Annotated in this window: 10 protein-coding genes; all 10 read left to right on the top strand. The window is 68.9% G+C overall.

Going from position 1 to position 12468, the window contains the following annotated elements; all coding sequences use genetic code 11:
- Window positions 1–555 precede the first annotated feature (555 nt).
- Complete coding sequence (locus tag VML93_RS18005) at window positions 556–1848, top strand: cytochrome P450 (RefSeq protein ID WP_325612715.1); 1293 nt, start codon at window positions 556–558, stop codon at window positions 1846–1848.
- Between the two features lie 48 nt (window positions 1849–1896).
- The gene (locus tag VML93_RS18000) at window positions 1897–2148 is read left to right on the top strand and encodes a phosphopantetheine-binding protein (protein WP_325612713.1); all 252 of its coding nucleotides are present in this window, start codon (window positions 1897–1899) and stop codon (window positions 2146–2148) included.
- Complete coding sequence (locus VML93_RS17995) at window positions 2148–3827, top strand: fatty acyl-AMP ligase (RefSeq protein ID WP_325612711.1); 1680 nt, start codon at window positions 2148–2150, stop codon at window positions 3825–3827. The genes VML93_RS18000 and VML93_RS17995 overlap by 1 nt, the downstream gene beginning before the upstream one ends.
- Window positions 3824–4597 carry an ABC transporter ATP-binding protein gene (locus VML93_RS17990; RefSeq protein WP_325612710.1) on the top strand — a complete coding sequence of 258 codons (774 nt, stop codon included), beginning with the start codon at window positions 3824–3826 and terminating at the stop codon, window positions 4595–4597. The genes VML93_RS17995 and VML93_RS17990 overlap by 4 nt, the downstream gene beginning before the upstream one ends.
- Window positions 4594–5349 (top strand): ABC transporter permease, encoded by a 756-nt coding sequence (locus VML93_RS17985; protein ID WP_325612708.1) that lies wholly within the window; start codon window positions 4594–4596, stop codon window positions 5347–5349. Before VML93_RS17990 ends, VML93_RS17985 begins: the two co-directional genes overlap by 4 nt.
- A 44-nt stretch (window positions 5350–5393) precedes the next feature.
- On the top strand, window positions 5394–6197 hold the full coding sequence (locus tag VML93_RS17980; RefSeq protein WP_325612707.1) for an alpha/beta hydrolase: 804 nt from the start codon (window positions 5394–5396) through the stop codon (window positions 6195–6197).
- Window positions 6198–7913 (top strand): acyl-CoA dehydrogenase, encoded by a 1716-nt coding sequence (locus tag VML93_RS17975; protein ID WP_325612706.1) that lies wholly within the window; start codon window positions 6198–6200, stop codon window positions 7911–7913.
- Window positions 7910–9607 (top strand): acyl-CoA dehydrogenase, encoded by a 1698-nt coding sequence (locus VML93_RS17970; protein ID WP_325612704.1) that lies wholly within the window; start codon window positions 7910–7912, stop codon window positions 9605–9607. Before VML93_RS17975 ends, VML93_RS17970 begins: the two co-directional genes overlap by 4 nt.
- A 26-nt stretch (window positions 9608–9633) precedes the next feature.
- Complete coding sequence (locus VML93_RS17965; RefSeq protein ID WP_325612703.1) at window positions 9634–9897, top strand: acyl carrier protein; 264 nt, start codon at window positions 9634–9636, stop codon at window positions 9895–9897.
- Window positions 9894–12468 (top strand): type I polyketide synthase (locus VML93_RS17960; protein ID WP_325612701.1); only part of this gene is annotated, 2575 nt, incomplete at its 3' end. The genes VML93_RS17965 and VML93_RS17960, both read left to right, overlap by 4 nt.

The following is a 12468-nucleotide window of genomic DNA, read 5'->3' as shown; positions in this document are numbered from 1 at the left end:
TTCGCGGCAGGGCACCACCATCTCGTCGCGTCCTTAAAGGATTCTTGGCGTCGCTGCTCAGTGCGGGTGTTGTGCGCGTGCAGCGGGGCGAAATGGCCCGCCAGATAACGACTTGTCACAGGAGATCGCCTACCCGTTGGTGGTGTTGCCGGTCGACGCGGACGAATTTAGGCTCGGCAGGCCAGGATTGGCCACCCCGCGTGCACCACCATCGCCGGTGGTGCAGGCACCTGCCGGACGGGGTGCCTGCACCACCGAGAACGGTGGTGCGCGCCCGGTTGTCTGCCCTGCTACCGGAACCTAAGTTGGTCTGCGTCGACTGCCGAAACCGCTGACAGCTAGGAGCGACCATGGCCCGCGCGACGGAGCTGCCCCACGAGTTGTTGTCGCTCGTATGCGACGTATTCCCGTTGGCGGGCAAGGCTTTACAGGTGTGCCAAGCCTACGCTCGCACTGAACGCGGCGTCCGATAAGCACCAGATCGATCCGGCTTCCAAGAATGTTCCAAGGTCCACGCTGCACCGTGTTCTGCAATCACACCGCTTGGAGGCCACTGTGACGCTTCGCGGCTGCACATCATCCGCGGCCCAGCTACGAACCGCGACGGGATGTCCGTTCTGCGCGTCGCATGCCGGGTCGGGGCCTGTCCGACCGGCTGCCAACCGCGCGCAGCTGCTGGTGCGGCTGGCGGGCAGCGGACGCGATGTCGTGTCCTACACGGTCGGCGGCGAACGCAACGTGTTGCTCAACCACCCAGACCACGCTCAGCACGTGCTCGGCTCCAACCGAGCCAACTACAGCAAGGACACCAGCGCGAACCGCTACTTTCGGACCGAGGTCGCCGACGGGATCCTGACCGCGGACGGTGCGCGCTGGCGCCGGCAGCGGACCCTGCTCATGCCGGCATTCCGGGACAGGCAGCGGCTGATGGCCACTGCCCGCGAATCCATTGCCGCGCTCGTCGAGGCGTTCGACTCCGTTGCCGACACCGGCGTCGAGGTGAATCTGTCCGCGGCCATCGCCGAGGTGACTCTGTCGATTACCACCCGCGCTCTGTTCGGGATGGACCACAAGCTTTTCATCGACCATTGCACCGCCGTGGGCAATGTCCTCGACGGAGCGAGTTCGTTGCTGCCGGGCACCGCCGCGGGCGCCGGTCCACGAGATGCGCTGTATGGATGTATCCGTCACGCCGTGTCCGGTTCGGCCACCGAAGACCAGGGGCCCGCACTTTCGGCGCTGACCAGTGACCCCGAGCACGCCGGCGAGGCGCTCTACCAGCAAATGGTCACGCTGTTGCTGGCCGGATACGAGACGACCGCCAACTCGCTGACTTGGGCATGGATCCTGCTCATGCAGCACCCCGACATCTACGCGGAGTGGCAGCACGTCCTCGACACCGACCCGGCGCACGCCGGCGAGCTGACCAAAGCCGTGTTCGACGAAACCCTGCGGCTGTACCCGTCGGCCTGGCTGCTCGGGCGCCGGGCGCTCGGCGACGACCGCGTCGGCGGCGTCGCTATCCCCGCCGGATCAGCGGTCACGATCAGCCCCTTCCTGCTGCATCGCCATCCGCGGTTTTGGGACGAGCCCGAAACGTTCCGGCCCCGGCGATTCCTCGCCGACGGCGCGCGACCCGCTCACCGCTATGCGTACATCCCGTTTGGCGCGGGTCACCGCTACTGCATCGGGTCGTCCTACGCCCACGACGAGGCCGCGTTGATCCTCACCGCGCTCGCCCGCCGCTACACCTTCCGATCGGCACACGCGGCCCATGCCCAGGCCGAACACAAATTCGTGCTGCGCGCTCCGGACCCGTTTCCGGTGACCGTGTGCCGTCGCTCCTAGACCCATGTCCCAGAAACCCCGATACCCACGTAACCGAAAAGAGAGGCCATGACGACCACATCCCCGCAGCAGGCGAACCTTGACGTCGCCGTCCGCACCCTGATCGCCGGGTACACCAAACTGCCCATCGACCAGGTCACGCCCGACCGCCTGCTCGACGACCTGGGACTCGACTCCCTCGGCGCGCTCGAACTCCTCCTGACCTGCGAGGCCGAATTCGGAATCGTCGCGCTCGACGACACCGAGATCGAAGTGCACACCGTCGGCGACGCGATTGCCTTCATCGAGGCCAAACTCTGATGAGCACATTCACCGACCAGATGTACGCCAATGCCGAAACCAGCACCCGCGGGCTGGTCACCGGACCCTGGGACGCGCCGGTCCGGCGCGGCTGGGGCGAGGTCCACCAGCAGGCGCGATGCATGGCGGGCGCACTCGCGCATGCCGGTGTCGGACCGGGCTCCGTCGTAGCGGTGCTCGCCGGCCACCCGGCCGACGTCGCGCCACTTGCTCAGGCGGTGTGGATGCGCGGCGCCTCCCTCACCATGCTCCAGCAGCCCACCCCCCGGACCGACCTCGCGGTTTGGCTAGTCGACACCGCCCGCGCCGCGAGCACGATCGGAGCGGTCCTGACGGTCGTCGGCTCCCCGTTCGGCGCGGCGGAGGCGCCGCTGGCCGCCGCGGGTCAGCACGTGGTCACGATCGACGACCTGCGGACCGGACCGGCCATCGACCCGCTGTACGTGGATGATTCGGCGGTCGCGATGTATCAGCTGACCTCCGGGTCGACCGGCAGCCCCAAAGCCGTCCAGCTGACCCACGCGAACCTGTTCGCCAATTCGGTCGCGCTGTTCACCGCAACCGACGGCGATGCGAGCACGGACGTGATGGTGTCCTGGTTGCCGTTGTCGCACGACATGGGAATGCTCGCGTTCCTCACTCATCCGATGCAGTGGGGTGTCGAGCTGATCGCCGCAACGCCGGAGGACTTCCTGCGTCGCCCTGCGCTCTGGCCGGACCTGATCACCCGCTACCGCGGTGCCATCACTTCCGGACCCAACTTCGCGTACGCGCTACTCGCGCTGACCCTGGAACGCGCCGAGGCCGGCCGATACGACCTGTCCAGCTTGCGCGTCGCGATCAACGGTGCCGAGCCCATCGACGCACGCGACGTGCGCCGGTTGGAGCAGGCCGGCGCTCGCTTCGGCCTGCGGCCGGGGTCGATCACCTCCGCGTACGGCATGGCCGAGGCCACGCTGGCCATCACCTTCGACACTTCCCAGCAAGTCAACGTGGACCTGATCAGCCGTCGCGATCTGCACGAACACGCGCTCGCAACGCCCGACACCGCGGACGACGCCCGCAGTGTCGTATCGGTCGGCCTGCCGGTCGCGGGCATGGAGGTCCGCGTCGTCGATGACCAGGGCCACCCACATCCGCCGCGCCACGTCGGGTCGATCGAAGTTCGCGGCGCCGCGGTGTCGCGCGGCTACCTCACCGAGAACGGTTGGCGGGACGGCGATTTCCGGGACGGATGGCTGTGCACCGGTGATCTCGGCTACCTCGACGAACACGGCAACCTGTTCGTGTGCGGCCGCGCCAAGGACGTGATCGTCATCGCCGGCAACAACATCTACCCGACCGACATCGAACGTGCCGCCTGCGCCGTTCCCGGAGTGCGGGCCGGCAACGCGGCGGCGGTCCGCATCGAGGCCGGCAACGGCCGGGAGAGCTTTGCCGTCCTCGCCGAATCGAAGCAGGCCGACGACCCCGCCGAGGCCGAACGCATCCGGGCCGAGATCGCCCTGCGGGTCAGTCAGGCCGTCGGATACAACGCCCGGACGGTGCTGGTGCTGTCGCCCGGCAGCGTGCCGAAGACTGCATCGGGCAAGCTGCAGCGCGGCAAGGCGGCCGAATTGTTGGGCCGCATCGATGCTCAAGCCGCTGACTACACCTCGCAGCGGGCGGTCCGGGCATGAGCATCGCATCCGCCCCGCCGGCCATCCGCATCGATGATCTGCGGATCGACCGTGGCAGCCACACCGTCATCGACACCATCAGCCTGTCGGTCCCGTCCGGGATCATCACCGGGCTGCTCGGGCCTTCCGGCTGCGGCAAGACCACCTTGATGCGCGCGCTCGTCGGAGCCCAGCAGATCACGGCCGGTTCGGCTGCGGTGTTCGAGCAGCCCGCCGGTGCGCGAAGCCTGCGGCGGCGCATCGGCTATGTGACCCAGTCGCCCAGCATCTACCCCGACCTCACCACAGCCGAGAACGTCGGCTACTTCGCCCGGCTGTACGGCGTCAGAAAGGACCGGGTCCGGGAGGTCATCGACGCGGTCGGGCTGACCAGCAAGAAATCCGAACTGGCCGGGAACCTGTCCGGCGGCCAGCAGGGCCGGGTTTCGCTGGCCTGCGCCCTGGTCTGCGACCCGGACCTGCTCATCCTCGATGAGCCGACGGTCGGGCTCGACCCGGTGCTGCGTGCCGAACTGTGGGAACAGTTCGGGGCGCTCGCCCGCCGGGGAAAGACGCTGCTGATCTCCAGTCACGCGATGGATGAGGCGCGGCACTGCGCCGAGCTGATCCTGATGCGCGACGGGGCAATCCTCGCCCACGCCGCCCCGGCCGACATCATGCGCCGCACCGGCTGCGGTGATTTGGAATCGGCCTTCCTGTCGCTGATTCGCGACAGCACCGACGACTTGAGCCCGCTTCGTCCCCACCTCATCCCGGAGGCAGTTTCGTGAACCCGAGCATCCTCGCCGCGACCACCGCCCGCATCCTGACCCAGGTGCGCCGCGACCGGCGCACTGTGTTCATGATCCTGGTGGTCCCGGCCCTGTTGACCGTGCTGTTCTACTTCACCCTCTCGCTGCAACACGCCGGTCCCGACGGCCGCACCCCCTTCGACCGGCTCGGCATCCTCCAGCTCGGAGTGCTGCCGTGCGCGGTGATGTTCCCGATCACCGCGATCACGATGCGCCGTGAACGCTCCAACGGCACGCTCGACCGGCTGTTCGCCACCCCGATGACCAAGCTGGAACTGCTGGCCGGCTACGGCAGCGCGTTCTCGCTGGCGGCCGTCGCGCAGGCGGTGATCGTCACGCTCGTCGCGTTCCGCGTGACGGATCTGCACACCTCCGGCAGCGCGGTGCTGGTCGCGATGGTTTGTGTGCTCAACGCGATTCTCGGTGTCTCGCTTGGGCTTTTCTTCAGCGCCTTCGCACAAACCGAGTTCCAGGCGGTGCAGTTCGCGCCGATCGTGCTGGTGCCCCAGCTGTTCATGGCCGGCGTGTTCATCCCCCGCGAACAGATGCCCGGATGGGTGCAGTCGATCAGCGACGCGCTGCCGCTGACCTACGCCGTCGAAGCACTGAAGCAGATCAGCACCCACACCGACGCGACGCCCCGGATGTGGCGCGACATGGCCGTCATCGGCGTCTTCATCGTCGCTGCACTGCTGGGCGGCGCCGCCACCCTGCGTCGAAAAACCCCCTAACCCCCACGCCGCCAGTCGCCAGCCACAACCAGGAGATACCCAAGATGTACAGCTTCCCGCACGACAACGTGACCGTCACCGTTCACCCGGCCCGGCAGGACCGCCACACGGTGGTGCTGATCAACGGACTGTTCGGCGGCGGATGGGCGTGGGAACCCGTCGTCGCTGCGCTGAACGCGCACGGACACGGCACGGTCCTCACCACCGAACCGCTGGCCACGCACGCCACCTCCGAGGACATTCCCGCACTCCTGCAAAGCATTTCGCTGCTCGTCGACCGGCTGCCGGACCCCGCTCCGGTGCTGTGCGGCAATTCCCTCGGCGGGTTGGTCGCGATGGAGCTGGCGGCGGCCGACCCGTCGCGCTGGTCGGGCGTCATCCTCACCGGGGCACCCGGTCTCGGTGACGAACAGGATGCAGCGAGCTTCGGATCCGCACTGCGTACTCCCTCGCTTAAGCTCGGGTACGTTCTCGCCGACCGGCTCATCCACAAGAAGGAACTGATCACCCCGGAGCTGATCGAACGCTGCACCCAGGCGCTGACGCCGCGCATCATGCTCCGCGCGGGGCGTGCGCTGCGCGCGACGAAGGGCTATGACGCGCGCCCGCTGTTCGACCGCATCGACTGCCCTGTCCTTTTGTTGTGCGGCGCGTGCGACGAGGTCAGTCCGGCGGCGAAATGGCGTGACGCCGCAACGATGTTCCCCGACGCCGAATTCGTCGAGATTCCCCGCTCCGGCCACTCGCCGATGATCGAAGAACCGGACCTGTTCGCCACCGCGATGCTGGACTGGCTCGACGGCCTGCCCGCCCCGACGGCGCCGGGCCTCGTGTTGGGAGCCGGATAGGTGGCCTCGATAACGCGACCCGCGTCGTTCGCCGCCGCCGAACTGCTCGAAGAGTTCCTCGGCGATCCCGCCGATCCACACGCACCGTTCGTTTACGCGGCCTCCGCCGCCCTTGACGACGTCGAGGCGTTCCCGGCCGACGCCTGTGCCGTCCTCGACAGGTACGGGCTGCCCGGTCACTACGTCCCGGTGTGCTACGGCGGCACGAACACGTCCTACGAGGAGGCCGTCCAGCTGCTGCGGGTGGTGGCCCGTCGCGATCTGACCGTCGCGATCGCGCACTTCAAGACCTACTTCGGCGGAGCCAGCGTCTGGGTGGGCGGCACCGCAGACCAGGCCCGGGAGCTGGGTCAGGTGATCAGCCAGGGGGTACCGGTGTCGTGGGGCTTGACCGAGCGCAGCCACGGCAGTGACCTGCTGGCCGGCGAGATGACCGCCGAACCCACCGCCGACGGGTTCACCGTGAGTGGCGAGAAATGGCTTGTCAACAACGCCACCCGAGCCGGCCTGATCTGCACGCTGGTCCGTACCCGGGACGGCGGTGGGGCACGCGGCTACAGCTTGCTGCTGATCGACAAGCGCCGACTCGGCGACGCCGAGCTGACCTGCCTGCCCAAGATCCCCACGATCGGTATCCGGGGCGCCGACATCAGTGGCTTCGCCCTGGACGGCGCCTCCGTGCCGCGCACCGCCCTGGTCGGCGCTGAAGGGGCCGGTCTCGAGATCGTCCTCAAGGCGCTGCAACTGACCAGGACGATGTGCGCCGGACTGTCCCTGGGCGCCTCGGATCACGCGCTGCGGCTGTGCACGGAATTCGTCGCGGACCGAGAACTGTACGGCCGCAACCTTCTTCAGCTCCCGCTGGCGCGCCAGACGCTCGCCGAGTGCTACGCCGACCACCTGCTCGGTGAGGCAGTCACCTTGATGGCCGCACGTGCTATCCACGCCGCGACCGGCGAAATGAGTCTGTGGGCGGCCGCCGTCAAGTACCTGGTGCCGACCCACACCGAAGCGATGATCGTCCGGCTGCGCCGGCTGCTCGGCGCACGGTCGCAGCTGATCGACTATCAATACGGCCGATTCGAGAAGGTGGAGCGGGACAACGCAATCGTGTCGATGTTCGACGGCAACACCCTGGTCAACCTGCACTCCCTGATCAACCAGTTCCCGACCTTGGCGCTGGCGCACCGACGCGGCGGCCCGATCGACCACGAGGCCCTGGCCACCTGCGCTGATCTGCGGCGCGACCTGCCCGAGCTGGACACCGCCGCGTTGTCGCTGATGTCGCGCCACGGCGTCGGCGCGTTGCGTGCGCTGCCCGACGCGGTGGCTGCTCTCGCCGGCGCCGGGCCGCATCTCGCCGCTGCCGCCGAGCAGCTCGACGGGGCGACTCAGGCCGTGTTCGCCGAGATCGCCGGGCACACTCCCAGCCGATTCCCGGCTGCCGACGCCTACGAGTTGGCCCGCCGATTCGCGTTGTGCCTGGCCGGCGCGGCGTGCGTGCAGGTCTGGCTGCACAACCAGGGCGCCTTCGCCGGGACGCTGTGGAGCAACGGCACTTGGCTCACCGCCGCACTGTCCCGCGTGCTGACCCGGCTCGGCGTCTCGGCCGAGGTGCCCACCGACGCGCTCGTCGAGACCCTCGTTTCGCAAGAACGCACCGGCCGCCTGCTTTCGCTGTTCGACTGCCGGCTCGCGGAAGCGGCAAGATCATGAGCGCCCTACAGACCCGGACCACCGACCTCGAAGGGCTACTCGGCGACCCCTACGACCCGCAGAACCCGTGCGGTCACGACGCGGTGCTCGCCGCCGACGAACGCCGCGAGCTGCCGGCCGACGCGGTGCGGGCGCTCGACGAGTGGGGTTTCAACGCCGAACTGGTCCCCGCATCGCTCGGCGGCCGGCTCGCCGGAACCGACCAGCTCATCCGCGCACTGCGTCCGGTGTTCCGCCGCGATGCCGCACTGGGACTCGGCTACGGCATCACCAACTTCATGGCCGGGGTGAACGTCTGGATGTCCGGGAACGACGAGCAGCGTCGTGAGCTGGCCGCCACGCTGCTGAAAGGCGGCAAGATCGCCGCCGCGTACCACGAACTCGGGCACGGCAACGACCTCCTCCACAACGAGCTGAGCGCCGATCGCAACGACGAGCACTTCGTGATCAGTGGCCGCAAGGAGGTCATCAACAATGCCGCCGACGCCCGGCACGCCGTCGTCTTCGCGCGCACCGACGCCAAGCCCGGACCCCGTAGCCATTCGCTGCTGCTTGTCGACACCAGCGCGGTTGCCCCCGGCCTGACTCGGCTGCCGCGCTTCCGTACTGCGGGCATGCGCGGCTGCCATCTCAGCGGATTCGATTTCGCCGGCCACCGTGTCCCCGTCGACAGCCTTATCGGCGCGCCCGGCACGGCCGTCGAGACCGCGCTGCGCTCGTTCCAGGTCACCCGATGCGTGACGGCTGGACTCGGCATCGGCGGTGTCGATGCCGTGCTGGCCGCGGTGCTCGCGTTCGCACAGCAGCGCCGACTCTACGGCGGCACCGTCGCGGACATCCCGCACGCGCGGGCCGTGATCGCCGACGCATTCGCCGACCTGATGGTCGCCGACGCGTTCACCACCGCCGCCGCCCGGCTGCTGCATACTGCGCCTGCACACTGCAGCAAATACGCCGCGAGTGTGAAGTACCTGGTCCCGATTCTGCTCGAGGACGCGGCCCGCTCGCTTGCGGTGGTGTTGGGCGCACGAAGCTTCCTGCGCAGCGGCGAGTACGCGATCGTCGGCAAACACCTGCGCGACCTACCGGTACTCGGCATCGGGCATGCCGGCGGGACCGCGTGTTTGCTTACCGTTCTGCCGCAACTGATTTCGCTGGGCCGGCTGGGCGAAGGGACGGACACCGTGCCCGCCGGCACGTTCGACACGGCGCCGCTGCCCGAGCTCGACTACTCGGCACTGTGTCTGCTCGGGCGCGGCCACGACCCGTTGGTCGGCACGCTGGCGGCTCAGCTGGCCGACCTGTCGCATGCCGTCGAACCGGCCACGCGGGCGCTGGCCGACCAACTGCGCGGCGACCTGCGCGCGCTGCTCGACGATGCGCGGTCGCTGCCGGCGAATGGATGCGGTGTGGACGCCGCTCCCGCCGCGTTCCGCCTCGCCGAGCGCTATGCCCTGCTTGCCGCTGCCGCCTGCTGCATCGGCGTGTGGCAAGCCGGACGGCTACCCGCGACCGCGCCCGACTCAACTTGGCTGCGGGCGCTGCTCGGACGGATCGCCGTCAGGCTCGGCCATCCGACTCCCATCGACCTCGGCCGTGACGAGGCGCTGTTGAGCGAACTCACCAGCCGAACGGCCGCCGGACTTGACTTCTGCATCGACGCCGATCCCGTTTACCGACCCAAAACCCCATAACCCCAACCGAATCGAAGGACTCAACCATGGAAACCACCCTCCCCACCCACGACGATCTGGTCGACTGGCTGATCAGCCGAGTCGCCGCCTACCTGAACACCGACCCCGATGCGGTCGACACCGACAAAGCGCTCGGCGACTACGGCCTGGACTCGGTGTTCGCGCTCAACCTCTGCACCGACCTGGAACTCGAATTCGGAATCCTCGCCCAACCCACCATCGCGTGGGACTACCCGACGATCGACGCCATCGCCGGTCATCTCAGCGAGGAGCTGGGGAGCCCGCAATGACCCAGATCGCCGTCGTTGGCATCGACTGCCGATTCCCCGGCGCCGCCACCGCCGAGGGCCTGTGGCAGCTGCTGATGAACGGCGACGTCGCCACCAGCGTCGTGCCCGCCGCGCGGTGGGACATCGACCGCTTTCACAGCGACCAAATGCGGCCGGGCACCATGAACACCCGGCACGCGCACTTCATCGATGACGCCGACCTTTTCGACCACGAGTTCTTCGGCATCTCCCCGGTCGAAGCCGCCGCTCTCGACCCGCAGCAACGGTTGGTGCTGCAATCCGCTTGGCGCGCAATCGAAGACGCCGCGCTCGACCCGCGCGCACTGGCCGGCACCGACGCGGGCGTGTTCGTCGGCATGATGTCGAGCGAGTGGGGTGCCGTCAGTCTGCTCGACTACCCCAACCTCACTCCGCAACGTGGGATGAGCGCCGGTCAGGCCATGGTCGCCAACCGAGTTTCCTACCACCTCAACCTGACCGGCCCCAGTGTCACCGTCGACAGCGCCTGTTCGTCGTCGCTGATGGCCGTGCATCTCGGCTGCCAGGCCCTGGCCTGTGGTGACACGGACCTTGTCGTCGCGGCGGGGGTCAACCTGATGCTGACCCCCGGCCTGTCCATCTTCTACACCCAAGCCGGGCTGTCCGCGCCCGACGGTCGCTGCAAACCGTTTTGCGCCGACGCCGACGGGATCGGCCGCGGCGAGGGCGTCGGCACCGTGGTGCTGCGCCGGCTCACCGATGCGGTCGCCGACCGCCAGCCGGTGTACGCGGTCATCGCCGGGAGCGCCACCAACCAGGACGGCAAGAGCAGCGGCATCACCGCCCCCAACCGCTGGGCCCAGTCCAAGGTCATGGTGCGCGCCCTGAATCGGGCCGGCGCCGCCGCCCACGACGTCGCGTTCGTCGAGGCGCACGGCACCGGCACCATGCTGGGCGACATGATCGAGGCCAACGCGCTCGGCGACCTGCACCGCACCGGACGCGACCGTCCGTGCCTGATCGGCTCCATCAAGGGCAACATCGGCCACACCGAAGGCGCCGCCGGTATCGCCGCGCTGATCAAGACCAGCCTCGCGCTGGCCCACCGCGTTCTCCCTCCGACGGTCGCGCCGGCGGGGCCCAACCCGGCGTTGCGTCTGGAGGAGCAGGGCCTGCAGCTGACCACCGCCCCGGTCCAGCTCGGTGACGATCCTGTTCTCGCCGGCGTCAGCTCCTACGGACTCGGCGGCAGCAACGTCCATCTGATGCTTGCCAGCCCTCCCGCTCGGGTCGACGCGGGCGCGGGTGCCGACGCGCAAGTCGGCGTCATCACTGTTTCCGCGCACTCGCCGGCGGCGTTGCGCCGCAACGCCAGAGCGCTCGCCGACGCCCTCGACAGCGCGGACGATGTCGCCGCGCTGTGCTACACCAGCAACCGGGTGAAGAGCTCGCTCAAGCACCGCTTCGCGGCGGCCGGCACCTCTGCCGACCTGGTCCGTGCGCTGTACGCCTACGCCGAAACGGACGCCGGTACCGACGCGCCGGCCCGTCGTCGCAGCGCTCGGCTGCGGATCGGGCTGCTGTGCACCGGTCAGGGTGCGCAATACCCGGGCATGACTCGTGCGCTGTACCGCGCCTGCCCGCCGTACCGGACCCGCCTGACGCGGGCGGCCGCCGCCGTCGACCTCGCCGGTGGTGGCGGCCTGCTTGAGCTGATGTTCTCCGACAGCCCCGACATTCATCAGACCGCGCACGCGCAGCCGGCGCTGTTCGCCGTGTCCTATGCGCTGGGTGCGACCCTGCTCGAACTAGGCGTCGAGCCGGCGTTCGTCGTCGGCCACAGCGTAGGCGAGTTCGCTGCCGCGGTGCTTGCCGAGGTGTTGACCCTCGACGAGGCGGCGCGGCTGGTGGTCGCGCGTGGCCGGCTGATACAGCAACTGCCTGCGGGCGGCGCGATGAGCGGCGTCGGGGTTGCGGTCGACGAGGTTGCCGAGCTTGTGGCCGCGGAACCGTCGTGCGGTATCGCCGCCGTGAACGGGCCCCAGTCGACGGTGGTGTCCGGTCCCGCGGAGGCCGTCGGCCGCATCACCGACGCGCTGGTCGCACGCGGCGCGAAAGTCTCCTTGCTGTCCGTGTCCCATGCGTTCCACTCGCCGCTGATGGCGCCGGCGGCGGCGGCGTTCCATGACGTCGCGGCGACAGTGACACCTCGCAAAGCGAAGATCCCCGTGGTGTCGACCCTGCACGGTCGGGTAATCGACGGCACCGACATGGACGCCGACTACTGGGCTGCACAGATCACGTCGACCGTCCGATTTGCCGAGGCGATCGCCGCGGCGACCACTCAGGCGACGCCGACCCACCTGATCGAGCTCGGCCCGCGCTCGACCCTGGTGTCCCTGGCCCGCCGCTGCGGCCTAGGCACGCAGGTTCGCACCCTGGTCCCGTGCACCGGACCGGACGACGACGGCGCGGGTTTGGCGCGGGTCGCCGCACGTCTGTACGCCGACGGGCTGACCGTGGGATTCGACACCCTCTACGCCGAGCAGTCGCGTGTGCTGAAACGATTGCCGCCCTATGCATTTGGCGACG

Origin of the sequence: Mycobacterium sp. (assembly GCF_035499775.1) — a bacterium.
GTDB lineage: Bacteria > Actinomycetota > Actinomycetes > Mycobacteriales > Mycobacteriaceae > Mycobacterium.
Note: the sequence above shows the minus strand (reverse complement) of the source record. Positions and strands in the feature narration are given on the sequence as shown.